The 24,187-nt window shown below is 61.1% G+C and carries 27 protein-coding genes and 1 tRNA gene; 16 read left to right on the top strand and 12 right to left on the bottom strand.

The genetic code is table 11. The features are described from left to right. Window positions 1-230, bottom strand: a 230-nt coding sequence (locus tag Q0908_RS14545) for a transposase (RefSeq protein ID WP_299285885.1), incomplete at its 3' end; no start/stop codon positions are given. 67 nt (window positions 231-297) lie between these two features. Between Q0908_RS14545 and Q0908_RS14540 the strand changes: the two genes are divergently transcribed. Further along, a complete protein-coding gene (locus Q0908_RS14540) occupies window positions 298-516 on the top strand; it encodes a hypothetical protein (RefSeq protein ID WP_299285882.1) in 219 nt (72 codons plus the stop codon). Window positions 517-673: 157 nt separating this feature from the next. On the opposite strand, the gene Q0908_RS14535 is transcribed toward Q0908_RS14540, so the two are convergent. Together Q0908_RS14535 and Q0908_RS14530 are read right to left on the bottom strand one after the other, a co-directional pair. After that, the gene (locus Q0908_RS14535) at window positions 674-1,363 is read right to left on the bottom strand and encodes a phytanoyl-CoA dioxygenase family protein (protein ID WP_299285879.1); all 690 of its coding nucleotides are present in this window, start codon (window positions 1,361-1,363) and stop codon (window positions 674-676) included. A gap of 358 nt (window positions 1,364-1,721) precedes the next feature. Next, window positions 1,722-1,805 (bottom strand) — tRNA-Leu (locus Q0908_RS14530). 139 nt (window positions 1,806-1,944) lie between these two features. Here Q0908_RS14530 and Q0908_RS14525 point away from each other — a divergent pair. After that, entirely contained in the window at window positions 1,945-2,448 is a 504-nt protein-coding gene (locus Q0908_RS14525; RefSeq protein ID WP_299285876.1) for a Hint domain-containing protein, read from the top strand. Here Q0908_RS14525 and Q0908_RS14520 read toward each other — a convergent pair. Then, the gene (locus Q0908_RS14520) at window positions 2,445-4,004 is read right to left on the bottom strand and encodes an NAD(P)H-hydrate dehydratase (RefSeq protein WP_299285873.1); all 1,560 of its coding nucleotides are present in this window, start codon (window positions 4,002-4,004) and stop codon (window positions 2,445-2,447) included. The two genes, Q0908_RS14525 and Q0908_RS14520, sit on opposite strands and share 4 nt — an antisense overlap. 175 nt (window positions 4,005-4,179) lie before the next feature. Here Q0908_RS14520 and Q0908_RS14515 point away from each other — a divergent pair, with 175 nt between their 5' ends. From Q0908_RS14515 to Q0908_RS14495, 5 genes are all read left to right on the top strand, one after another. Further along, on the top strand, window positions 4,180-4,518 hold the full coding sequence (locus tag Q0908_RS14515; protein WP_039683188.1) for a P-II family nitrogen regulator: 339 nt from the start codon (window positions 4,180-4,182) through the stop codon (window positions 4,516-4,518). Window positions 4,519-4,557: 39 nt separating this feature from the next. Beyond that, window positions 4,558-5,961 carry a type I glutamate--ammonia ligase gene (gene glnA, locus Q0908_RS14510; protein ID WP_299285870.1) on the top strand — a complete coding sequence of 468 codons (1,404 nt, stop codon included), beginning with the start codon at window positions 4,558-4,560 and terminating at the stop codon, window positions 5,959-5,961. Window positions 5,962-6,139: 178 nt separating this feature from the next. Next, complete coding sequence (locus Q0908_RS14505; protein WP_299285868.1) at window positions 6,140-6,568, top strand: hypothetical protein; 429 nt, start codon at window positions 6,140-6,142, stop codon at window positions 6,566-6,568. Between the two features lie 81 nt (window positions 6,569-6,649). Then, the gene (locus tag Q0908_RS14500; protein WP_299285866.1) at window positions 6,650-7,459 is read left to right on the top strand and encodes a lytic transglycosylase domain-containing protein; all 810 of its coding nucleotides are present in this window, start codon (window positions 6,650-6,652) and stop codon (window positions 7,457-7,459) included. A gap of 187 nt (window positions 7,460-7,646) precedes the next feature. Continuing rightward, window positions 7,647-8,090: a glyoxalase superfamily protein gene (locus Q0908_RS14495; protein ID WP_299285863.1), complete on the top strand. Its 444-nt coding sequence runs from the start codon at window positions 7,647-7,649 to the stop codon at window positions 8,088-8,090. A 24-nt stretch (window positions 8,091-8,114) separates the two neighbouring features. Here the strand turns inward: Q0908_RS14495 and Q0908_RS14490 are convergent, their stop codons facing one another. Beyond that, window positions 8,115-8,867: a DUF3445 domain-containing protein gene (locus Q0908_RS14490; RefSeq protein WP_299285860.1), complete on the bottom strand. Its 753-nt coding sequence runs from the start codon at window positions 8,865-8,867 to the stop codon at window positions 8,115-8,117. Between the two features lie 141 nt (window positions 8,868-9,008). On the opposite strand from Q0908_RS14490, the gene dddP reads away from it, so the two are divergent. Together dddP and Q0908_RS14480 are read left to right on the top strand one after the other, a co-directional pair. Then, a complete protein-coding gene (dddP, locus tag Q0908_RS14485; protein ID WP_299285857.1) occupies window positions 9,009-10,349 on the top strand; it encodes a dimethylsulfonioproprionate lyase DddP in 1,341 nt (446 codons plus the stop codon). Window positions 10,350-10,675: 326 nt separating this feature from the next. Beyond that, window positions 10,676-11,911, top strand: coding sequence for a bifunctional alpha/beta hydrolase/OsmC family protein (locus Q0908_RS14480; RefSeq protein WP_299285854.1), 1,236 nt, complete (start codon window positions 10,676-10,678; stop codon window positions 11,909-11,911). A 71-nt stretch (window positions 11,912-11,982) separates the two neighbouring features. On the opposite strand, the gene Q0908_RS14475 is transcribed toward Q0908_RS14480, so the two are convergent. The 3 genes from Q0908_RS14475 to Q0908_RS14465 all read right to left on the bottom strand — a co-directional run bounded on the left by Q0908_RS14475 (window position 11,983) and on the right by Q0908_RS14465 (window position 13,405). Continuing rightward, on the bottom strand, window positions 11,983-12,582 hold the full coding sequence (locus tag Q0908_RS14475) for a biotin transporter BioY (RefSeq protein WP_299285851.1): 600 nt from the start codon (window positions 12,580-12,582) through the stop codon (window positions 11,983-11,985). Between the two features lie 90 nt (window positions 12,583-12,672). Further along, complete coding sequence (locus tag Q0908_RS14470) at window positions 12,673-13,083, bottom strand: DUF6314 family protein (protein ID WP_299285849.1); 411 nt, start codon at window positions 13,081-13,083, stop codon at window positions 12,673-12,675. Continuing rightward, window positions 13,073-13,405 carry a hypothetical protein gene (locus tag Q0908_RS14465; protein WP_299285846.1) on the bottom strand — a complete coding sequence of 111 codons (333 nt, stop codon included), beginning with the start codon at window positions 13,403-13,405 and terminating at the stop codon, window positions 13,073-13,075. Before Q0908_RS14465 ends, Q0908_RS14470 begins: the two co-directional genes overlap by 11 nt. Before the next feature lie 84 nt (window positions 13,406-13,489). On the opposite strand from Q0908_RS14465, the gene purB reads away from it, so the two are divergent. From purB to Q0908_RS14435, 6 genes are all read left to right on the top strand, one after another. After that, a complete protein-coding gene (purB, locus tag Q0908_RS14460; RefSeq protein ID WP_299285843.1) occupies window positions 13,490-14,797 on the top strand; it encodes an adenylosuccinate lyase in 1,308 nt (435 codons plus the stop codon). Window positions 14,798-14,952: 155 nt separating this feature from the next. Continuing rightward, entirely contained in the window at window positions 14,953-15,111 is a 159-nt protein-coding gene (locus tag Q0908_RS14455; protein ID WP_299285840.1) for a hypothetical protein, read from the top strand. 126 nt (window positions 15,112-15,237) lie between these two features. Then, entirely contained in the window at window positions 15,238-15,843 is a 606-nt protein-coding gene (locus Q0908_RS14450; protein ID WP_299285837.1) for a hypothetical protein, read from the top strand. Between the two features lie 78 nt (window positions 15,844-15,921). After that, the gene (locus tag Q0908_RS14445) at window positions 15,922-17,007 is read left to right on the top strand and encodes a FliG C-terminal domain-containing protein (RefSeq protein WP_299285834.1); all 1,086 of its coding nucleotides are present in this window, start codon (window positions 15,922-15,924) and stop codon (window positions 17,005-17,007) included. 47 nt (window positions 17,008-17,054) lie between these two features. Then, window positions 17,055-17,924, top strand: coding sequence for a DMT family transporter (locus Q0908_RS14440; RefSeq protein WP_299285831.1), 870 nt, complete (start codon window positions 17,055-17,057; stop codon window positions 17,922-17,924). A gap of 33 nt (window positions 17,925-17,957) precedes the next feature. After that, window positions 17,958-18,848 (top strand): lysophospholipid acyltransferase family protein, encoded by an 891-nt coding sequence (locus Q0908_RS14435; RefSeq protein ID WP_299285828.1) that lies wholly within the window; start codon window positions 17,958-17,960, stop codon window positions 18,846-18,848. Here the strand turns inward: Q0908_RS14435 and Q0908_RS14430 are convergent. Then, window positions 18,845-19,537, bottom strand: coding sequence for a thioredoxin family protein (locus Q0908_RS14430; protein ID WP_299285825.1), 693 nt, complete (start codon window positions 19,535-19,537; stop codon window positions 18,845-18,847). The two genes, Q0908_RS14435 and Q0908_RS14430, sit on opposite strands and share 4 nt — an antisense overlap. A 296-nt stretch (window positions 19,538-19,833) precedes the next feature. On the opposite strand from Q0908_RS14430, the gene acnA reads away from it, so the two are divergent. Next, window positions 19,834-22,602, top strand: a complete 2,769-nt coding sequence (gene acnA / locus Q0908_RS14425; protein ID WP_299285821.1) for an aconitate hydratase AcnA — start codon at window positions 19,834-19,836, stop codon at window positions 22,600-22,602. 170 nt (window positions 22,603-22,772) lie between these two features. On the opposite strand, the gene Q0908_RS14420 is transcribed toward acnA, so the two are convergent. Genes Q0908_RS14420 through Q0908_RS14410 form a run of 3 tightly spaced genes read right to left on the bottom strand, consistent with a single transcriptional unit; the run spans window position 22,773 to window position 24,184 of the window. Then, the gene (locus tag Q0908_RS14420; protein WP_299285818.1) at window positions 22,773-23,312 is read right to left on the bottom strand and encodes a DsbE family thiol:disulfide interchange protein; all 540 of its coding nucleotides are present in this window, start codon (window positions 23,310-23,312) and stop codon (window positions 22,773-22,775) included. Continuing rightward, complete coding sequence (gene ccmD, locus Q0908_RS14415) at window positions 23,305-23,460, bottom strand: heme exporter protein CcmD (RefSeq protein WP_299285815.1); 156 nt, start codon at window positions 23,458-23,460, stop codon at window positions 23,305-23,307. Before ccmD ends, Q0908_RS14420 begins: the two co-directional genes overlap by 8 nt. Beyond that, window positions 23,453-24,184: a heme ABC transporter permease gene (locus Q0908_RS14410; RefSeq protein WP_299285811.1), complete on the bottom strand. Its 732-nt coding sequence runs from the start codon at window positions 24,182-24,184 to the stop codon at window positions 23,453-23,455. The genes ccmD and Q0908_RS14410 overlap by 8 nt, the downstream gene beginning before the upstream one ends. Between the last annotated feature and the right edge of the window lie 3 nt (window positions 24,185-24,187).

Below are 24,187 nucleotides of genomic sequence, written 5' to 3'. Positions count from 1 at the left end.
AGATCCGATACGGCCTTTCTCAAACGCTCGTTCTCTTTCTGTAGACGCTTCAGTTCCTTCAATTGATCCGTGCCCATACCACCGTATTTCTCCTTCCAGCGGCAGAACGTTTGTTCAGTCACACCAATCTGGCGGATCGCATCCAGACGCGGCATGCCTTGCCCCGTCAGAACCTCAACCTGCCGCAACTTCGTGACAATCTCTTCCGGCTTTGGTCGCTTGTTTGCCATGTGCTTCCTCCGTTTTCCTAAACATAGCGAAGGACCACTTCAGTGGGGGAGGATCAGCGGGGGCGACATGACCCTGCCAATGCAGGCCATGACCGCCAAGGAGTTGCAGTTGAAGGGTTCATTCCGGTTTCACGCCGAGTTCTTTACGGCCGTCGAGATGATGCGCGCGCGCCGGTTGGATGTGCGCCCGTTGATCACCCATGCGATGGGGATCGACGACGCAGTGCAAGCCTTTGAACGCGCAGGCGACCGGACGCAGGCGATCAAGGTCAACATTACCTTCTAATGGTTTGGAATGCTTGCGTTGGGCGATGATGACGCCCCGTTCGAGGGGCGTTGCGCAACGATCTGGCAAAACTGATCTCGATGGTCTGCCCGTTTCCGACTTTCGAGGCATATTTGCGGTGTCGGCCCTGCCAGCATTCATTTTTTGGCGACGAAAATCAGTTTTCGGTGGCCCGCCCGTGCCACGACAGAGGCGACGGCAACTGAGACGACGAAAAATCTATGCGCAACACTCTGCGTCCGGATTGAACCTTTGCAGGTTTCGAGGAATGCAAGGTCAGCATCTTTAGTATCAAGACATCACCGCGCTTGGCGGCACACGTCTCGATCGGATAGGTCTCGGCCACGTCTTCAGCTTTTGCCGATGGGACAATTCCTTCTGCATGGCTGCCTACAGCAATGTGCATCGCGCCATTGCGCTGATCGGTGTCGTCGAGGTGAACGCGCACAAATAGCATTTCGTCAAGGATGGATTGCGGCGGCTCGCAATGCCAGATGCCCGACTTGTTGGTCCAATTCACATATCCGGCGACATGAACCTTTTCGGCCACTGCGATGACCCGATCTTGATGCCAAGGAACGCCCCAATTGGCGCGTTCCGATTTATTAAACGAGACAATCCGGACGGGCATCGCCTCCGGTGCCAGGCACCGGACAGCGCCAAGCAATGAACGATCCTCGGATAAGGCAGCGTTCGTCGACGTCGACATTTCCAGTCGTTGCCCAGCTGTTGCTGGCGTAGCAGCGGCACTGTCGAAGAGCTCTAAGTCCTCTTCCGAAATCGCGTTTCTCAGCCAGATCCGACCACGGCGCTCAAATTCATCTCTGAGTGATTGTTCTGCCAACATTTCGACCACCTTAAGAAGCTGATATGATCCACACTGCGCAACAACGCGTTTGTCGGTGCGATCCCGACCTTAACCGCATCTGCCACGCACCCAATCGTGAGCACATCCACCCAAGAACTGGCCCAATGGCGTCACGGAAAAATCACCCCGCTCGAACATGTCAAAAAACCAAAGCGGTGCAGGTGAGAACAGCAACCTGTCACCTGCACGGCCTCAAGTCACCGTAGGCGGCAGGCCAAAAATAGTACAACGGATCAGACAAACCTAGAACCGTTGAGGCTCTCATCGTTCTTGCAGAACGACTGCAGCCCAGTTCACTGCTTAAAAGGAGTTTGTTGTTTCCTGTGAAAAGCAACTGTGGTGCGGGTGAAGGGACTCGAACCCCCACGCCAAAGGCGCCAGAACCTAAATCTGGTGCGTCTACCAATTCCGCCACACCCGCAACATGGCGACCCTTAGCAAAGCAGATGCGCGGATGCGAGAGGTATTCGCCCAAGCCCGGCGCAGAAATTACGCGACAGCAGGCCCAACATCCGCTATAGTTCGCACAACCTAGAGGCAGGTTACAGAAAAGAGACGCCATGAAACCGAAAACGGTCGGGCGCGAATTGTGTGGGCAAACGCCCCCATTGCGCACAGAGATTGCACATGTCGGACTTGTGTCTGGCACCATTGTTTTGACATCAGACGGCGAGATACCGGTGGAATATCTGTCCCCCGGTGATCGCATCATCACCCGAAACGCGGGCTTCGTGACCCTGCAAGCGGTCGAGATGGAGCGCGTGACAGGTGAGGCGGTCAAGATCGCCGCCGGATCGCTTGGCGACACCAAGCCCACCCATCATGTCATGCTGCCCGCTGCCCAGATGGTGCTGGTGCGCGACTGGCGTGCCCAAGCGCTGCGCGGCGCGTCCCAGGCGGTGATGCCGGCGGGCTGTCTGATTGATGACGAGTTCATCACCTCGCTTGGTCTGCGCGACATGACACTGTTGCGCCTGGGCTTTGAGGCGCCCCACGTGATCTATGCGGACGGGCTCGAATTGTCGGTGCCTGCGATGGTGCAGACCGCATCGGTGGCCGCCTAGGCCCCCAGTTCGCGCAGCACTTGCGGCAGGGTTTCGGGCAAGTCTTCGGCGATCAGGCCGGGACCAAAGGCGCGCGCGCATTCCACGTGCAGCCATGCGGCCGTCTCCGCCGCTTCCATTGGATCAAATCCGCGCGCCAACAGACCCGTAATAAACCCGGCCAGCACATCCCCCGCCCCCGCGGTGGCGAGCCAAGGCGCTTCACGATCATAGAGTGCGGCATGTATCGACGCGCGACCATCGGGATGGGCGATCACAGTGTCGGGCCCTTTGAACAACACAATCGCTCCCGACCGGGCTGCGGCGGCGCGAGTCGCATCGACTTTCGAATATATCGTCCCTCGGTCCGGCACTGCGGCCAGCCTTTCAGCTATGTCCGGAAACAGCCGCGCAAATTCACCGCCATGAGGGGTCAGCACGGCATGTTCGTTCAAGGCGGCCATTCGGTCGGGATTAGCAGCAATCAGTGACAACGCATCGGCATCAAATACAACCCGCCGGTCATCGCAAAGATGTTCGGACCTCAGAACCGCGTCGACAAGCGCACCAGCCCGTTCATCTAATCCCAAACCCGGCCCAATACACAGCGCGTTGATCCGTCGATCTGCCAAAACTGACATCAAAGCCGCCTCGTCCCTGACTCGCGCCAGCATCAGGGCGCTGATCTGGGAGGCCACCTCCATCTGAGACGATGGCGGCACGCCGAGCGTGACCACGCCGGCACCAATCCGCAATGCCCCACGTGCCGCAAGTCGGGCAGCGCCGGTGCAGCCAGGACCACCAGTCAGAAGCAGCGCGTGGCCATGGCTGAATTTATGCCTGAACGTCCATTTGAACAAATTGGGAATAGCATCAGCCGAGAGCCACTGCTGGTCGATCAAATGGACGTCGCCATCCTCAAATTTCCGCTCCAAGCCGATATCAACGCAGCGCAGCCTTTTTGATCGAACTGGCCCTTGGCCCAACAGCAGACCAAGCTTGGCTGCATGGAATGTCACGACGAGATCGCAGTACGCGCCGTTGTTACCCAAGACATTGCCACTGTCAGCGCAAAGTCCAGACGGCACATCAACGCCAACAATTTTTGTGCGCTGCTTAACATGAAGCGTTGCCATCAGCAGTTGACGCGAGACCTCTTTCGGCACAGGTCGCGACAGACCCGTTCCGAAAACCGCATCTATGTAGAGGCTTGCGGGTGTCTTTTCCGCATCAAGATCACCCCACGGATGTACCACACCCTGTGCGCACCACCGCTCGTATTTTGCGCGCGCATCGGGCGGCAACTTGTCCGCATCGCCATACAGAAAAACGTCAACCGACCACCCGGCCTCCGCCAGCAAACGCGCCACCACGAACCCGTCGCCGCCGTTGTTGCCCGGCCCGCACAGCACGATTGCGCGGTGCGGGCCCTCCCCCAGTTCCGGCCATTCCTCAAACACGGCGGCGACCACGCCTGCGCCCGCGCGGTCCATCAATTCAGCGCCCGTGACGCTGCCCGAGGCGATGGCCTCGGCCTCGAGCGCGCGCATCTGGGCGGCGGTCAGCAGCTCGGTCATAAGGCAATCTCCGCACGATTCAATTTCGATTACTTTTTGGGCAGAATGCACATTCCATAGGCATCATCGAAAAATCCACCCGCCATCCCCCGAAACTCCACCCGGCCCCATGGACGGCCCAAACAACAGATGATCCACCCATCAAACAAGATTTGGCGTAGGGAGGCCACACCCCATGAAAAAGATTGAAGCCATCATCAAGCCCTTCAAACTGGATGAAGTCAAAGAGGCCCTGCAAGAGGTCGGCGTGCAGGGGCTGTCCGTGATCGAAGTCAAAGGGTTCGGACGCCAGAAGGGTCACACTGAACTCTATCGCGGTGCCGAATATGTTGTCGACTTCCTGCCCAAGGTCAAAGTCGAGGTCGTGCTGGATGATGATCAGGTCGATGCGGCCATTGCAGCCATCGTTGACGCGGCCAAGACCGAAAAGATCGGCGACGGCAAAATTTTCGTGACCCCCATCGAACAAACCATTCGTATCCGTACCGGCGAGACCGGCTCGGACGCGCTCTGAAAACTATCTACAGCACAAGACAGGAAGGATTTCCCGAACATGGCAAACCCAGTTCTCGACATGATCAAGGATGAAGAGGCGGAATACGTCGACATCCGCTTCACCGACCCGCGCGGCAAACTGCAACACGTGACCGTCATGGCCGATCAGGTCGATGAGGATTTTCTTGAAGAAGGGTTCATGTTTGACGGCTCCTCCATCGAAGGGTGGAAGTCGATCGAAGCCTCCGACATGAAGCTGATGCCGGATCAGGACAGCGCCTATATCGACCCGTTCTATGCGGAAAAGACGATCTGCGTGCACTGCTCGGTGGTCGAGCCCGACACCGGCGAAGCTTATGATCGTGACCCGCGCGGCACTGCGCAGAAGGCCGAGGCCTTCCTGAAATCCTCGGGTATCGGCGACGTGGCTTACATGGGCCCCGAGGCCGAATTTTTCCTGTTTGACGACGTGCGCTATTCGGTCGGCATCAACAAGGTCGCCTATGAGGTCGATGCGACGGACGCCTCCTGGAACACCGGCACCGAGTACGAGATGGGCAATATGGGCCACCGCCCCGGTGTGAAAGGCGGCTATTTCCCCGTCAACCCAACCGACGAATCCCACGATCTGCGCTCTGAAATGCTGTCCACAATGAAACGTCTGGGCATGAAGGTGGACAAGCATCACCACGAGGTCGCCTCCTGTCAGCACGAATTGGGCTTGATCTTTGACAGCCTGACCACCCAGGCCGACGAGCTGCAGAAATACAAATACGTGATCCACAACGTGGCCCATGCCTATGGCAAGTCCGCGACCTTCATGCCCAAGCCCATCGCAGGCGACAACGGCACCGGCATGCACGTGAACATGTCGATCTGGAAAGACGGCAAACCCCTGTTTGCAGGCGATAAATACGCGGACCTCTCGCAAGAGGCGCTGTACTATATTGGCGGCATCCTGAAGCACGCCAAGGCGCTCAACGCCTTCACCAACCCCGGCACCAACAGCTACAAGCGCCTGATCCCGGGCTTTGAAGCGCCCGTGCTGCGCGCCTATTCGGCCCGCAACCGGTCGGGCTGCGTGCGCATCCCATGGACCGAGTCGCCCAAAGCCAAACGTGTCGAGGCCCGTTTCCCCGATCCGAGCGCGAACCCCTACCTCGCCTTTGCCGCGCTGCTGATGGCTGGCCTTGACGGCATCATCAACAAGATCGACCCCGGTGAGGCCATGGACAAGAACCTCTACGATCTGCCCGCCGAAGAACTGGCCGGTATCCCGACCGTCTGTGGCTCGCTGCGCGAAGCGATGGAAGAGCTGCAGGCCGATATGGACTTCCTGCTGGCCGGTGACGTGTTTACCAAGGACCAGATCCAGGGCTATATCGACCTCAAGATGGAAGAGATCGAGCGTTACGAGCACACGCCGCACCCGGTTGAATTCGCCATGTATTACAGCTGCTGACCCCACGGTTCAGCACCTGATACGGGAAAGGGCGCCTCCCTCGGGGCGCCCTTTTTCTATGGCGCACGCCCCTTGATCCTCCCGTTTCGCGAGAATTTCACAGAGCCGCCCCATTGCAGCCCAGATCGCATGTGATTCCGGTTCCAAGGCCGCAGCAGCGCACATGGAAAGGGCTCATATGTCTGACGAACCAAACAGCTTTCAGGATCGCATCGCCCGGATCGAGGCGCGAAAGCAGGCCAACCCCGGCACCCCCGCGCCCGACCTGACCGCCCCACCCATGGGTGATCTGACATCGCTGCGCTGCAACGCCTCTGGCCTGTCGATCGGGGACCTGACGGACGGTCTGTTTGACATTCCAACAATCCGCTATGGGCTGCCCATTCTGATCGCGGTGGTCGGTTTTGGGCTTTTGACCCAACTGGCACCTGCGGGCTTTGGCAAGATGATCGCGGTGGATATGGAAGCCGTGGAAGGCGAACAAAAGCTCCGTCCCAACCCGTTCAACAGCGCCGCAATCGCGCGCCAGAACATGCCAGATTTCGGCGCTTTTTCCGGTCAATCCGCCGATGGCTCTGTCAGCCGCCCCATCGCTGTGCGCCCCTAGGCGGTCAAACATCCACCTTTTCTAACGCTGCGCGGCGCGCTAGCCTGTCTCTCAGACACGACAGTGATACGAGGGACAGCCATGCCATATGCGCGTTTGAAATCCACTCTGGCCACGTTGGGTGGCGCTTTGGCGCTGTCCGGCACCGCAGCGCTTGCCCAATGCGGCAACACCGCCGCCGGGTTCGAGGCATGGAAACCAGGGTTCTCGCAGCAAGCGCAGCAGGCGGGTGTAGGCGCGCGCGGGCTGCAAGCGCTGGCGGGGGCGCAATACGCGACACGCACCATTGCCGCCGACCGCAACCAGAAATCCTTCCGCTACTCCCTGTCGAAATTCATGCAGGTGCGCGGGGCCGACACGATCGTCGCCCAGGGGCGCAAGCGCAAGGCGCGCAGCCCCGACTTCTACGCAGCCCTTGAGCGTCAATACGGTGTGCCCGCCGGTGTCATCATCGCGATCCACGGGATGGAGACCGCATTTGGCGGGTTCATGGGTGACAGCAGCGTGGTGTCGGCCATCGTGACGCTGACCTATGATTGCCGCCGGTCGGACTTTTTCGCCCCCCACGCCATCGGGGCACTGAAACTGGTGGATCAAGGTGCCATCACCCCCGCCACCAAAGGGGCCAAGCATGGCGAGTTGGGCCACACCCAGTTTCTGCCGGGCAATGCGCTGCGCTACGGGGTGGACGCCAATGGCGACGGGCGGGTCGATTTCTACAACCAGACCGATGCGCTCGCCTCGACCGCCAATTTCCTGCGGCAGAAGGGCTGGCAGCCCGGGCAAGGCTATCAGGAAGGCCAACCCAATTTCGCCGTTATCAAGCAATGGAATGCGGCCACGGTCTATCAGCAATCCATCGCCATCATGGGCGCGCGCATCGACGGCTGAGTTCAGCGCGCGTCACCCCTTGCCAACCCGCCTGAACGCGGACTAAAAGTGCCGCCAAGGGATCAGGCCCCTGCCCTCCGCATTTGGTGAAGCCCTGAGAGACGCCGACCCCGTTCTCAGGTCGCAGCCCCGGCAATGCGGAGACCCGACCAGGCCCCGACGCGACCTTTTCGAACAGGAGCCGGATATGGATATCCCCCTTCCCTCACGCAGCGCACTCAAGGCGCAGGCCAAACGCTTGCGCGCACATCTTGTGGCGGCGGGCACGCCTTGCAGTCAAGCTCAGGCCCTCGAAGCGGTGGCCCATCAATGGGGCGCGCGCGACTGGAACACGCTGTCAGCCCGCGCCGCCGATCACCCGCAGATGCAGCCCGCCCCCGGCCAACGGGTACGGGGCCGCTATCTGGGCCATCGCTTTGTCGGGCATGTGACCGCGGCCAGAACCATGGCGCATGGGCGCTGCGCCCTGACGGTGCGGTTCGATGCGCCCATCGACGTGGTGCGCTCGACGCAGTTCTCGGCCTTTCGCCAGCAGGTGAATTGCGTCATCGACGGGTCGGGGCGCAGCGCGCGCAAGACATCCGATGGCCAGCCGCACATGGTCATCGACGATGCGTTCAGCGGCGGCTAGCGGTGCCTCGGGCGTGCCTGATCCTCAGCCGAGGTCGGGCACGTCCGCGCGGGCCAGCACGTAGGTGTGGATGATGAACACGACCGCGCCCGTGTCGGGCAACCGCAGCACGGTCTGGCGCTCGCTGCGGTAAAACGGACCATCACGTGACCCCGCCCCGACTCTGCGCGGTTCGCCGGCCGAGCGTGGCTGGAACAGCTCCGCATCATCATACCACAGCTGATTGAAACGCCAGAGCGGACGGCCCACCTGCACCCCGTCAAAGAGGCGCTGCACACGCACCGCCAGATCGCCGGTATATTCGGGCACAGGCACGTGGATGTCCGTCAGAGGCTGCCCGGCCTTTTCGCTCAGCCGCCATGAGGCCGGGAAACACAGCACCGCCGCGGTCAGCACGTGTTCGGTGTCGCGTTTTTGCATGATGACGAAATCGCACTGCATAAGGTGCCCGAGCAGCGCCAATGGGTTCGCATGTCCGGCCAAGGCCACCCTGCGCCCGTCCGGGCACTCGACCTGGTCGGCGTGTAGCGTGAAGCCTAGACCGGGGAGCATATCGAGCACCATCGCCAGCAACTCATCCGCCGCTGACTGCGCGTTCGGCTCAAGGTACAGCACATCCACCGCCGCCTGATCCAGCAGCGCGATGCGTCGGCCCATCTGATCGGCATAGGCCTCGTCAACGCGCAGCCATGGCCCGCGCTCGGGTTGGATACCGGGCAAGGCGCGCGTGGCGTGCATATCGTCGGGCAAATGGCGCTGCAAAATGGGTGAGCTCATAAGGATGTGTGGCATGGGTGTGGCGGGGTTTCCAGAAGTCGTGACCGCGATATTTCCCGAAAAACGACCCCACAGAAGGTCGCAAAACGACAACCCCGCCCCGCTAAACCGGACCACGCTGATGGGAACGGAGGCTTACGCATGAACCAGCATTACCGCGAAACCCGCAAGATCGACCCAAATCGTGGCGCGACATTGGGCGATGGCAGCCCAAATGATGCGGACCGCATCGAAATCGGACCGCCCCAACTTGCCTTTGGCGAATGGGCCGCTGCGGGTCTTGAGTTGCCCAATCTGCAGGCAATGCGCGCCTACCGCTTGGATCGGCTGACCCAACACATCGTGGATCGCGACTATGGCGGCGTGCTGATGTTTGACCCGCTCAACATCCGCTACGCCACTGACAGCACCAACATGCAGCTTTGGAATACGCATAATCCATTTCGCGCCGTATTGGTTTGTGCGGATGGGTACATGGTGATCTGGGACTACAAGAACTCCCCCTTCCTCAGCACCTTCAACCCGCTGGTGCGCGAGCAGCGCTCGGGCGCGTCGATGTTCTATTTCTCGGGCGGGGACCGGATTGACCCTGTCGCGGATGCGTTCTCGAACGAGGTGCGCGACCTGATTGCGGAACATGGCGGCGGCAACATGCGCCTCGCCGTGGACAAGATTATGCTGCACGGCGCGCGCGCGCTCGAGGCGCAAGGGTTCGATCTGAAAGACGGCGAAGAAGTCACCGAACACGCCCGCTCAATCAAAGGCCCCGATGAAATCCGGGCGATGCGCTGTGCCAACCACGCCTGCGAAACCGCCGTGCGCAAGATGGAAGACTTTGCCCGCGCGAACGTGGGTGATGGCAAGACATGCGAGGATGATGTCTGGGCCATCCTGCATGCCGAGAACATCCGCCGGGGGGGCGAGTGGATCGAGACCCGCCTGCTTGCCTCGGGCCCGCGCACCAACCCGTGGTTTCAGGAATGTGGTGGGCGGGTGTGCCAGCAAAACGAGATCATCAGTTTCGACACCGACCTGATCGGATCCTACGGCATCTGCATCGACATCTCGCGCAGTTGGTGGATCGGCGATCAGAAACCCCGCCCCGATATGATCTATGCCATGCAGCACGCCCATGAGCACATCATGACGAATATGCAGATGATCAAGCCCGGTGTGATGATCCCCGAGTTGACGGCCAACACCCACGTGCTGGACGCCAAGTTTCAGGCCCAGAAATACGGCTGCCTGATGCACGGCGTGGGGCTCTGCGATGAATGGCCGCTCGTGGCCTATCCCGACAAGGCGGTGCCGGGGGCGTTCGATCACGCGCTTCAGCCGGGCATGGTCCTATGTGTTGAGGCAGCTGTGGGCGAGGTTGGCGGTGATTTCACCATCAAGCTCGAGGATCAGGTGCTGGTCACCGAAGACGGGTTTGAGAACCTGACGACATATCCCTTTGATCCCGCATTAATGGGGGGCTGACGGCCTGCGTCATGGCCACGGCCACCTGCCGCTCGTATCCGCGCACGCGGTGGCGGGCTTGTGCAAAGGGCGATGATGGCGCGGTGACATCTGGGCCTGTGCATGAGGCTCCCTCGGCCCGAAACTGGGTGGCGCAATGATGATGGGTCAGCCGTTGACGCCCGCCGAGTACCTTCACTTCCGGCACCCGCATCACATCTGCCCTACTCTTGGGCGGCGTGCCCGACACACGTTTCTACGCCAACACATCCACGTGCACCATATTACATCCTCTTTCCTTCGCGCCCACCCACCCCCATTCTCGTCCTCAACAAAGGACGATATCTATGCCCACCGACCGCATTACTTTCCAAGGCCATGCCGGCCAGCTTGACGCCCGCCTCGACCTGCCCGAAGGGCCGCATCTGGCGACCGCCGTCTTTGCGCACTGCTTTACCTGCGGCAAGGACATCCCTGCCGCCCGCCGCGTGGCTGCGCGATTGACGACGATGGGCATTGCGGTGCTGCGCTTTGACTTCACGGGGCTCGGGCACAGTGAGGGTGAGTTTGCCAACACTTCCTTTACCTCCAACGTGCAAGACATTGAAAAGGCTGTAGAATACCTGAACGGGCGGAACATGCCGCCCTCACTGCTGATTGGCCATTCACTTGGCGGAGCAGCCGTGCTCAAGGCGACGGCCAACCTTGATCAGATCAAGGCGGTCGCGACCCTCGGTGCGCCTTTCGATCCGGAACATGTCACCCAGAACTTTTCCGATGCTCTGCCCCAGATCATTTCCGAGGGCGTGGCCGAGGTGTCCCTTGGCGGACGCCCCTTCAAGATCGGCAAGGACTTTATCGAGGACGTGGCCCAGGGCTCGCTCACACCTGCGATTTCCAGGCTGAATGCGGCGCTGATGATCCTGCACGCCCCGCGCGATACCGTGGTCAGCATCGACAACGCGAGCGAGATTTTTCTGGCCGCCAAGCACCCCAAAAGCTTTGTGACGCTGGACGATGCCGATCACCTGATCACCAAGGGCGAGCATGCGGAATATGCCGCCGACATCATCGCCACGTGGGCCAAGAAATACCTCGCGCTCAAGCCACCCGCCCCGCCCATCGGCGCGCCCGAGGGGATCGTGCGCAGTTCCGAAGCGGACCCGAAAGGGTTTTTGCAGGACATCACGCACGGCACGCGCCATCATATCCTCGCGGACGAGCCGCGCGCCTATGGCGGCACCAATCAGGGCCTATCGCCCTATGGGTTGTTGTCGGCCGGGCTGGCCGCCTGCACCTCGATGACCATCCGAATGTATGCGCGGCGCAAGGAATGGCCGCTGGAGCATGTCAGCGTCGATGTCAGCCACAACAAGGTTCACGCGCAGGATGCCGGCACGACCACCGAAGACAAGATCGACGAGTGGAAGCGGCGCATCACCCTCAGCGGGGCGTTAGATGGTGATCAGCGTGCCCGTCTGCTTGAGATTGCGGACAAATGCCCGGTGCACCGCACGCTCGAGCGGACCTCGAAAGTGATCACCGAACTTGTGGCCGAGGGTGCGGCGATGGCAGACGCCTGAACCCGATATAGAACATTAAAAAAGGCGCGCAAACCTATGTTTGCGCGCCTTTTTCGTTGGAAAAATAAAGATCACCCGCGGGCGCGACCCACCAGTTTCCACGCAGCAGGCAGGATTAATGCGGCCAGCGCCAGCTTGATCGCGTCGCCCGCAAGAAACGGCGTCAGACCCCATTCCAGGATCGGCTTATCCCAGCCATAAAGCTGACCGAGCCACGCCAGACCCGGTACGTAGATCAGCACGTTCCCGATCAGCATGGCCAGTGCCATCCACAGGACCGAGCGATCCCAGCCCCGCTGCGCGAGCGCGCCAAGCGCCAGTGTCGCCAGCACGTAACCGACCAGATAACCGCCCGTGCCACCCGTCATGTAGGTCAGCCCATAGGCTTCGGCCGACGAGCTTGCAAAGACGTCAAACCCGAACGCCCCGACGATCATGTAGCCAAGGATTGTCACCAGCCCGAGCCGCGCGCCATAGGCTGCCCCGACCGTCAGCACCGCGAAGGTGCCCATGGTGATCGGCACCGGCCACATCGGCACTTTGATCTTTGCTGCGACTGCCAAAAGGACGATGCCCGCCACCACCAGCACCGCTTGCTTGATGCGCAGGGCCATGCCCTCGTTCGCACCAAGAACGTCGCTCAGCACCTTGTTATTCCACGTCGTTTCCATGAGGCCTCACCTGTTGGGATTGTACGATTTGGGCAAGTAGTGCCAACTCGCCCCTGTTTCTGCAAGTGCAAAGGCGCGGTCGAATGAAGGTTAGCGCTCGCGCTCGAACCGGGTGGTCATCACGTAGGCTTTGCGCGGCCCGTTGACTGTCCATGTCGCGGTGAAGGCGGGCCACTTGGTGAAGTCATAGTCGACCACATAGGTATCAGGATCGCAGAAATGCGTTGCCCGGCCACCTTGCGGGGGCACGCTGTGGAAAAACTGGCCATCGTCGAAAGAAACCGTCAGATCAGGCCCCCAGTGATAGCGCCGCTCGGCCTTCATCGGGGCCGCACCCGGCACATGCAGCAGGCCTGTTTCGTGATAGGCCAGCCCATCATCGCCCGCCCCCGTCCATGTCGCACGCCCCTCGAACGTGGCGGATGCGCCGGTGTTTTGAGTGATCGTGCGCGACAGTGTCCATGCACCCTCGAAGTCGGCCAGAACGCGCTCAGTCGGCATAGATCGCTTCGGTGATATCGTCCCGCTCACCCACAAAGCGCAGCACGTTGCCTTGGCGGTCCATCGCGTAGCAAGCCCAAAGGTCCGAGGGCGGCCATTGGCTGCAATAGCGATCATCCTCGATCCGCCAGTTCCCCCAACTGTCGCGTCCGTTCGTCACATAGAGCGTCTTGCCCGAGGCCCGGAAATCCTGTGTCGCGCTTTCATAGGCCAGGGTGCGCCCGGTGAGGGCCGCGCGAATCTCCTCTCCGCTCAGCACTGTCCACTCAGCTGCCGCCGGAACAGGCAGGACGATCAGCGCGATCAGGGCAAAGCGTCTCATATCCGGGCCTTCATCTTGTTGTTGCTCGGGCCACAGTCTAAGAGCGCGGGGCAAGTTCCGACAGTCACAAAAAGGTCCCGCCCCATGATCCCACGCTATTCCCGCCCCGACATGGTCGCCATCTGGGAGCCCGCTACCAAGTTCCGCATCTGGTTCGAGATCGAGGCCCATGCCTGTGACGCAATGGCCAATCTGGGTGTGATCCCGCGCGAGAATGCGCAAGCGGTCTGGAAAGCCAAGGACGTGGAGTTTGACGTGGCCCGCATTGACGAGATCGAGGCGGTGACCAAGCATGACGTGATCGCCTTTCTGACCCATCTGGCCGAACATGTGGGCAGTGAGGAGGCGCGTTTCGTGCATCAGGGCATGACGTCTTCGGATGTGCTCGACACCTGTTTCAACGTGCAACTGACCCGCGCCGCCGATCTGTTGGTCACGGATATCGAGGCGTTGTTGGCCGCCCTGAAACGCCGTGCCATCGAACATAAGGACACCGTCCGCATCGGGCGCAGCCACGGTATCCACGCCGAGCCGACCACGATGGGCCTGACCTTTGCCCGCTTCTATGCGGAGATGGACCGCAACCTCAGCCGGATGCGCGATGCGCGCGCCGAGATCGCGACCGGGGCCATCAGCGGTGCCGTGGGCACATTCGCCAATATCGACCCGGCGGTCGAAGAGCACGTGTGCGACAAGCTCGGCCTTGTCCCCGAACCCATTAGCACACAGGTCATTCCCCGCGACCGGCACGCCGCCTTTTTTGCCACCCTCGGCGTCGTGGCCAGCAGTGTCGAAAACATCGCCATCGAAATCCGCCACATGCAGCGCACAGAAGTGCTGGAAGGGGCGGAGTTCTTTTCCATGGGTCAAAAGGGCTCCTCTGCGATGCCACACAAGAAAAACCCGGTGCTGACCGAAAACCTGACGGGGCTGGCGCGCATGGTCCGCTCGGCGGTGATCCCGGCAATGGAGAACGTGGCCCTGTGGCACGAGCGCGACATCAGCCATTCCTCGGTCGAGCGGATGATCGGGCCGGATGCCACCATCACCCTTGATTTCGCGCTGGCCCGCCTGACGGGTGTGATCGACAAGATGCTGATCTTTCCCGACAATATGCTTGAGAACATGAACAAGTTTCCGGGCCTCGTGATGAGCCAGCGGGTGCTGCTGGCGCTGACCCAAGCCGGGGTCAGCCGCGAGGATGCCTATACATACGTGCAGCGCAACGCGCTCAAGGTCTGGGAACACCGCACTGATTTCAAAGAGGAATTGTTGGCAGACGCGGACGTTGTCGCTGCCCTCAGCCCCGAAGAGATCGAGGCGAAATTCGATCTTGGCTATCATACCAAACATGTCGACACGATCTTTGCACGCGTCTTTGGCGAGGACTGAACCGGCACCGGGCGGAGGACGCCTCCGCCTTACGGCACTGCCCGAACGTTGTGCGGTAAGGCGCATCCTGATGCGCCCGGTTTCAAAATCGTTTTGATGCGCGGGTCAAATGCCCTACCCTTATGTCACCCCGAAGACGAAAAAGGAGACGACAGATGACCAAGACCCTCGCCGTGGCGCTGGCTCTCACGCTCGCCCCCACCCTCGGCCTTGCAATGGGCTGCAACTATGGCAAGGACCAGCAGGCGATGTCCTGTGCGGCCGGCACCACCTATGACACGAACACAAAAACCTGCGTGGCCACCACCGGTTAAGCCCTCTCCGCGCGGCGTCATCCCGGTGCTGCGCGGATCTGAAAATAAATTTTGAATAAAGCGGCGCGGTGCCGGGTTACCTCGGTGTCACAAGCGAACAACAACGCCAAACCGGAGACTTTATCCATGCTGCGCACCTTCATTCTGACCACCGCCATCGCCCTGCCGCTTGCCCTGCCCACCACGGGCTTTGCCGCAGGTGGTGATGACAATGCCAAACCGAAACAGACCGAGACGACCCAGAACTGCTTTCAGGCCCGCCAATGGGATCCTGAGATCAAGAAGTTCGTGCGCTTCTCGCAGCCCGTGAACGGGGTTTGGGATGCCAACCTCAAGAAATGCGTGCGCCCCGACAAGACATCGCATCTCGACAGCGACACGCTCTACAAGGCGATCCGCGAGCTAGCCTACGCGGGCCGCTATGATGAGGCGATCACTGTGCTGGATCAGATGCCCGACCAACTCGATGACAAGGTCCTGACTTATCGCGGCTTTACCGCGCGCAAACTGGGCGATCTGGCGCTGGCGGATGTCTATTACGAACAGGCCATCGCGACCAATCCCGACAATATCCTCGCCCGTTCGTATATGGGTCAGGGCAAGGTTCTGGCAGGCGACAAGGTCGCGGCGCTGACCCAGTTGCGCGAAATCCAGGCCCGGGGCGGTGCAGGCACATGGGCCGAAACCTCGTTGCGGACCGCCATCGAAACCGGCACGACCTACAGCTACTAAATGCAAAAACCGGTGATGGGTTGAGGGTTTCTCAACCATTGCCTGCCAAAGCTGTCGGAAACAGTTTCGAGGCAGGACATGACCGATCTGGTACCGATGTCCGCCGCCCCTGCGCCGATGCAGATGGGCGGCGGCGCTTCTTTGACAGGTGTCCCCCTTAGTCGGCGGGCAAAGGCGGCCATCGTTGTGCGCCTGTTGCTTAACGAAGGGGCCGATATCCCGCTTGAGGACCTGCCCGAGGAGTTGCAGGCCCATCTGACCAAGGCGATGGGCAATATGCGTGTGGTGGACCGCGATACGCTCAACGCGGTGGTGGGCGAGTTCGCGCACGAGGTCGAGCGGATAGGCCTCAGATTTCCCGGTGGCATTGCCGGTGCGCTGAATGCGCTTGACGGCAAGATCAGCGCCCAGACTGCCGCCCGCCTGCGCAAAGAGGCCGGCGTGCGCGAGAGCGGCGATCCGTGGAAACGGATCAAGGAGGCGGGGCCGGACCTGCTTTTGCCGGTACTTGAACAGGAAAGCATCGAAATCGCCGCCGTCATGCTGTCGAAACTCGATGTGTCGAAAGCGGCCGAGCTGCTCGGCAAACTGCCCGGCCCCCGCGCGCGGCAAATCACCTATGCGCTGTCCCTGACCGGCGCTGTGACCCCGGATGCGGTCGACCGGATCGGCATATCACTGGCCAGCCAGCTTGACACCCGCCCTGTGAGCGCGTTCGAGGATGGGCCAGTCGAAAGGGTCGGTGCCATCCTGAATTCCAGCACCACCCTGACCCGCGACGACATGCTCGCGGGCCTCGACGAGTCTGATGAAGGGTTCGCCAAGGCCGTGCGCAAGGCGATCTTTACCTTCGCCAACATCCCGGCCCGTATCGCGCCCCGCGACGTGCCGCGCATCCTGCGCGATGTCGATCCCGACATGCTGCGCACCGCCCTTGCGGGCGCGCCCGCCATGGGCATGGAAAAAAGCGTGGAGTTCATCTTGGGCAACATGTCCGGGCGTCTTGCCGATCAGCTGCGCGAGGAGTTGAGCGAACGCGCCGCTCCCAAAACAGCCGAAACCGACGAGGCCATGGCCGAAGTGATTGCCAAAATCCGCGAAATGGAGGCCTCGGGCGATCTGATGCTGATCAGTGAGGAGCCCGAGGAAGGCGAAACCGCCTAGCCCCTTTCGCCTCGACATGTGGTGCACCCCCGCCTAAGTCCACGGGGATGGCCACGCTCCCCTCGACTGCCCGACCTGCCCTTGCGATTGTGCTGATACTCGGCGCAATCTTTTGCTTTGGGTTGATGGATGTCGCGGTCAAGGCGGCCGGCGTGCAGACCAGCGTTTTGATCATCCTGTGGGCGCGTTATGGCGGACAACTCCTGATCGTGCTCGTGCTCAAGGCGCGACAGCTGCCGCGCCTGATCCATACGCGATATCTGGGGCTGCAAATCGCGCGGTCGGTGCTGTTGCTGCTGGCGACGGCCTTCTTTTTCCTCGCATTGGGCCAAATCGGGCTGGCGCAGGCCACAGCGATCATGGCACTGAACCCGGTGCTGATCACCTTGGGGGGCGCGCTGCTGTTAGGCGAGGCGCTTGGTCTGCGCCGTATCGCAGCCATCATTGTTGCTCTGGTCGGCGCATTGATCGTCATCCAGCCTGGATCGGAGGTGTTTCAGCCCGCTGCCCTGCTGCCGTTGGCCGGTGCGGCCTGTTTTGCCGGGCACGCGCTCATCACCCGCAGTCTGGGTCCGGACGAAGACGTGTGGACCTCAATGCTCTATACCGGGATCGTGGGCGCGGTCATCATGACGGCACTTGCGCCTTTTGACCGATCCGCAGTGGCCCCCGATGCCACCCTTTTGCTGATCGCCGTTGGCCTGTTCGGCACCGTCGGTCAGGTCCTGCTGGTACGGGCCTTTTCGCTGGCAGAGGCCGGTACGCTGGCCCCGTTTATCTACACCGGTTTGATCTGGGCCGTAATCTGGGGCGTCGTGCTGTTTGACGAGCGCCCAGACGGTGCCACGCTGTTCGGCGCGCTTGTGATCGCGGGTGCAGGGATTTATGTCTGGCACAGAGAAACACGAACGCGATAACACGCCCCGCAACCACAGGTCCGCCCCATACCCATGCGCCCCGATCCCGAAGACCTGCCCCCCATGACGCGGGCCACCTACTTTATGACCAATGTGGTGGCGCGGGCCTGTATCGGGGCCGCGTTGGCGCTGCCATATCGCGCGCGTGTGCCGTTCATGGGCTTTATCATGAGCAGGTTCATCGGCCCCACGGCGGGGTTCATGCGCCGCGCGCAGGATCACGTCGCCTTTGTGATGCCCCACCTGCCCCATGCCGAGCATGAACGCATTGCGCGCGCCTGCCTCGACAATGCCGGGCGCACCCTGATCGAGAACTATTCAACCAAGGCGATGCTGGCCCGCCAGACAGATGCCGAGATCGAAGGCCCGGGCCTTGCCGCGATGGAAGCGGCCGCCCAGAATGGCCAGCCCGTCATTCTGGTCACCGGCCATTTCGGGAATTACGAGGCGTTGCGCGCCGCCCTTGTGGGGCGCGGGCATGACGTGGGCGGGCTTTATCGCGACATGTCCAACCCCTATTTCAACGCCCATTATGTGCGCACCATGCAGGCCTTTGGCGGACCTGTCTTTGCACAAGGGCGCAAGGGCACGGCGGGTTTCGTCCGTCATCTCAAAGGTGGCGGGCAGTTGGTGCTGCTGTTTGATCAGCATGTTCAGAAGGCTCAGATCTTTGATTTTCTGGGGCATCCGGCGCGCACCGCGACCTCCGCCGCAGAGCTGGCCTTGCGCTATGGTGCTCTGCTGATCCCGTTCTATGCGATACGTCAGGCGGACGGGATTTCGTTTGAGTGCGTGATGGAGGCCCCGATCCCCGCATCAGATGTCGAGACCATGACCCAAGCCATGAATGACAGCATCAGCGCCCGCATCCGCGCCCATCCCGAACAGTGGCTGTGGGTGGCCCGGCGCTGGCGCGCCGACTAGCGCAGCTGCGCTGCGGCCAGAATGGCACCGTGGCGGCCCTTTTGGATTATCACCACCATTGGCAAATCCGAGTCCGCCGTGGCGTTGAGCGACAGATCCGTCACCCCGTCCCACTCCTTCAGAATTTTCCAGCCTTCGGTCACGTTGGCATAGGAAATCGTGTGTCCTGCATTTTCGCCCCGAGTGATCTTGGCCGACCGCTCGGGCTGATAGTGAACCATGTGCACAAGGAACGGTCCGTTGCCGCGTTCTGCCGTGGCCGAGATCGTCACCTGCCGCCCATCACGCGCCACGTCCAGCGCCACTGGCGAGGGTTTGGCCGCATGCTGCGCAATCGCCTCGGACAACTGCAAGGGGCGCGCGCCCACAATATCCGTCGTTCCGTTGATGATCATTTGTGGCGTATAGACAGACCGCCGCCCGCCCTCGACCGCATAGCCACGCTGTCGTTTGGCATAGGCCGGGTCCGCAAACTCGTCCTTCCAGCCGATATAGTCCCAGTAATCCACATGCAGCGCCAGCGCGATCACATCGTCCCGCTCGGCCAACTCATGCAGCAACCGGTCTGCCGGCGGGCAGGACGAACACCCTTGCGAGGTGAACAATTCGACCACGACAGGCGATTGTGCGCCGACGGGGGCCGTCAAAGAGGCGAATGCGGCAAAAACCAAGGGAATCAGATGCTTCATAGGTGCTCGATCGGTTTTGAGAGAGGGGGAATTACAAAATCCTGCTGTCTTGACCGCAGACATATGCAAAAGATCGTCAAAGGGCCAATCAAGGTTTGTTGAGATATTGTGTCAACGCTTTCACAGTTGGCCCGAGCGACCTAAGGTCACGCAAAGGCATGCCCGTTGTATGCAATGGCATACATATTGTCGCATGCCCTGTTTTTATGGCCGCGACTCTGTTGATCCGTCAGCAGCGTTAAGGCATGACGTAACTGGACCTGCTGCGCGCCGCCGCCCACCGAAAGGATATTTCCATGCCCATCACAGTCGGACACGACACCGCCAAGACCCGCAAAACGCTGAGCGTTGGCGACCAGTCGATTGCATATTATTCGATCCCTGCCGCCACCGAGGCTGGCCTGGGCGATTTTTCCAAACTGCCCGCCGCTCTCAAGGTGGTGCTGGAAAACATGCTCCGCTTTGAGGACGACAAGACTGTCACTGTTGATGACATCAAGGCCTTTGCCGAATGGGGGGCCAAGGGCGGCAAGAACCCCCGCGAGATCGCCTATCGTCCCGCCCGCGTGCTGATGCAGGATTTCACCGGCGTGCCTGCTGTCGTGGATTTGGCCGCGATGCGTGACGGCCTTGTGGCCTTGGGCGGTGATCCCGAAAAGATCAACCCGCTCAACCCCGTCGATCTCGTCATCGACCACTCGGTCATGATCGACGAATTCGGCAATCCCCGCGCCTTCCAGATGAATGTGGACCGCGAATACGAGCGCAACATGGAACGCTATACCTTCCTGAAATGGGGTCAGAGCGCCTTTGACAACTTCCGCGTTGTGCCGCCCGGCACCGGCATCTGCCACCAGGTGAACCTGGAATATCTGGCCCAGACTGTCTGGACTGACACGGATCAGAACGGCACCGAAGTCGCCTATCCCGACACGCTTGTGGGCACCGACAGCCACACCACCATGGTCAACGGAGCCGCCGTACTGGGCTGGGGTGTCGGCGGGATTGAGGCTGAAGCGGCCATGCTCGGCCAGCCGATTTCGATGCTGATCCCCGAAGTGGTCGGCTTTGAGCTGACCGGCACGATGATGGAAGGCACCACAGGCACCGACCTTGTGTTGAAAGTGGTCGAGATGCTGCGCGAAAAAGGCGTGGTCAGCAAATTCGTCGAGTTCTACGGCGAAGGGCTGAACCGCCTGCCGTTGGCCGACCGGGCCACGATCGCCAACATGGCCCCCGAATACGGTGCCACCTGCGGCTTCTTCCCTATCGACGACGAGACCTTGCGCTACCTGCGCAACACGGGCCGCGATGAGGATCGCGTGGCGCTGGTCGAGGCCTATGCCAAGGAAAACGGGTTCTGGCGTGGCGATGATTACGCCCCGATCTATACCGACACCCTGCATCTGGACATGGGCACCATCGTGCCTGCGATTTCAGGGCCCAAGCGGCCACAGGACTACATCGCGCTCGACAAGGCGGCGGACACGTTCCACGCCTATGTCAAAGGCCAGCGCAGCGGCAAATCCGCTTCTGACAAGGCCGAGGGCCGTTGGGAAGCCGAAGGCGGTCAGCCTGAACCTGCAGACATTCCCGGCGACACTGGCAGCCACAAGAAGGGTTATAACAGCGAGGCGGGCTATCAACTGCATGACGGCTCCATCGTGATCGCATCGATCACCTCCTGCACCAACACATCGAACCCCTATGTAATGATCGGGGCCGGTTTGGTCGCGCGCAAGGCGGCGGAAAAGGGTCTGACGCGCAAGCCCTGGGTCAAGACATCGCTCGCCCCCGGCTCTCAGGTCGTGTCGGCCTATCTTGAGGCGGCGGAGTTGCAGGACGATCTGGACAAGATCGGCTTCAACCTTGTCGGCTATGGCTGCACTACCTGCATCGGCAACTCCGGCCCGCTGGAAGAGTCGATTTCCAAGACCATCAACGATCATGACCTGATCGGCGTGTCGGTTCTGTCGGGCAACCGCAACTTTGAAGGGCGGATTTCGCCGGATGTGCGCGCCAACTACCTCGCCTCGCCCCCCCTCGTGGTGGCCTATGCGCTGGTGGGCGACATGAATGTGGACATCACCACCGCCTCGCTTGGCAAGGATCACGACGGCAACGACGTCTACCTGAAAGACATCTGGCCCTCGTCCCAAGAGGTCGCGGAGCTGGTCGAAAAGACCGTCACCCGCGAAGCGTTCCAGACCAAATATGCGGACGTCTTCAAGGGTGACGAAAAATGGCAGGGCGTCGAGACAACGGACGAGAAAACCTACGACTGGCCGCCCACATCGACTTACGTGCAGAACCCGCCCTACTTCCAGGGCATGTCACCCGAGCCGGGTGTGATCACCAATATCGAGAATGCCAAAGTGCTTGCGATGCTGGGAGATATGATCACGACCGACCACATCTCACCCGCCGGGTCGTTCAAGGAAAGCACACCTGCGGGCCGCTATCTGACCGAACGGCAGGTGCAACCGCGCGAGTTCAACTCTTACGGGTCGCGCCGGGGCAACCATGAAATCATGATGCGCGGCACCTTCGCCAACATCCGCATCAAGAACGAGATGCTGGACGGCGTCGAGGGCGGTTATACCAGGGGCCCCGATGGCGAACAGACCTCGATCTTTGACGCGGCGATGGCGCATCAGGAGGCGGGCACACCCCTGGTCATCTTCGGCGGTGAACAATACGGTGCCGGATCGTCACGTGACTGGGCGGCAAAGGGCACGGCGTTGTTGGGCGTCAAGGCCGTCATTGCCGAGAGTTTCGAGCGTATCCACCGCTCCAACCTCGTGGGCATGGGCGTCATCCCGTTCGAGTTCACGGGCGGCGACACGCGCAAGACGCTTGGGCTGACGGGTGAGGAGCAGGTGTCGATCTCCGGTCTGGACACGATCCAGCCGCTGCAGGAGGTGCCCTGCACCATCACCATGGCGGACGGGTCGGTGAAAGAGATCATGCTGAAATGCCGGATCGATACCGCAATCGAGATCGAATACATCGAACATGGCGGCGTGCTGCACTACGTGCTGCGCAATCTGGCCTCGGCCGCCTAAGCAGCCCCAACGAAAAGACAAAAGAGGCCCCGCCGTCACCGCGCGGGGCCTCTTTTCATTTCATTGTTCTACACATACTCAAACACAACCGATGCATCCTGCGTCGGATTTGCATATTTTTGGAACAATGAACCGCAAGGCCAGTCAGAGTGTAGTGCGCCGCCAGGCGCTCAATTCGAGAGCGCTTCGGTCAGGGCGGGCATAAACCGGTTTTCGAAATCCGAACCGACCAGCGGGCCGACATAGCGAAACAGCACCGTGCCGTCGCCATCCAGAATGAAGGTTTCGGGCGGCGCGGTCACACCCCAGTCGATGGCCGAGCGCCCTTGCGGATCGAACGCCACGGCGACGAACGGGTTGCCGTCCTCTTCCAGATAACCGGTCGCGGGCCCTTCGGTGTCGCGAAAGTTCACGCCCACGATGGGCAGCCCATCGGCGGCCATTTCCAACAGCTTGGGATGTTCGGCCCGACACGGCGGGCACCACGAGGCCCAGAAGTTCACCAGCGTCACCTCTCCCCGTGCCAGATCGCCGGGGGTGACGGGCGGAAAGTCACCCAATGCCGCTTCGGTCAGGGCGGGTGCGGGTCCGCCAATCCGGGTCGAGGGCAGCTCGTTCGGGTTGTCGCGGAACATGCCGACGCCGGCAAAGACGACAAAGCCCGCGAAGATCGCGATGGGGGCGAGCATGAGGGGCGAGAGCTTAGCCATCCCGCCGGGTCCGTTCCTCGACCGCGCGCATGTCCGCGCGCACTTTCGCACCGCGCCACAGCGTCAGCCCGACGATGGCGACCAGCAGCGCGATGGACACCGCGTAAGCCGACAGGACCGCATCGGCGTATTTTCCAAGATCAGGCAAGTTTCCCCTCCCGTGCGATCAGGGCACGCGTGCGGCGCACCCGGATTTCAGTGCCGGTCCGATAAAGGACCAGCGCAAAGAACAGACAGACGAACCCTGCGATGCACACCAGCAGCGGTTGATAGAACACGTCCGCCACGTTCTCTTCCTTGTCGAGGGACAGTGACGCCCCCTGATGCAGCCCCTGGTTCCAGAAATTCACCGCATAGCGGCTGAGCACAGCAAACACCGTGCCCACAAGGCACAGGATCGAGGTGAGATCGGCCGCCGTGTCCGGGTCCTCAATGGCTTCCCACAGGGCGATGTAGCCGAGGTAGAACAGGAACAGGATCAAAAACGAGGTCAGCCGCGGATCCCAGGCCCACCACGTCCCCCACATCGGCTGCCCCCAGATCGCGCCGGTGAAAAGCGCGATCAGCGTCATCACCACGCCCACTGGGGCCGCCGCCCGCGCGGCCAGTGCCGAGACGTGATGGCGCCGGATGATCCAAATCAGCGAGGCGACGAGCATCATGAACCACGCATTGATCGCCATAAGTGCGGAAGGCACGTGCAGATAGATGATCTTGACCGTCGAGCCCTGGCGGAAATCATCCGGAGTAAAGAAGAACCCCCAGACCAGCCCGACCACGAGGCACATCGCCGACAGCCCCCAGAACCACGGCAGGACCCGCTCGCTCAGGCGCAAAAACTTGACCGGATTGGCGTATTCCCAAAGTGACATGGC

This window comes from uncultured Tateyamaria sp. (genome assembly GCF_947494755.1).
GTDB lineage: Bacteria > Pseudomonadota > Alphaproteobacteria > Rhodobacterales > Rhodobacteraceae > Tateyamaria.
Note: the sequence above shows the minus strand (reverse complement) of the source record. Positions and strands in the feature narration are given on the sequence as shown.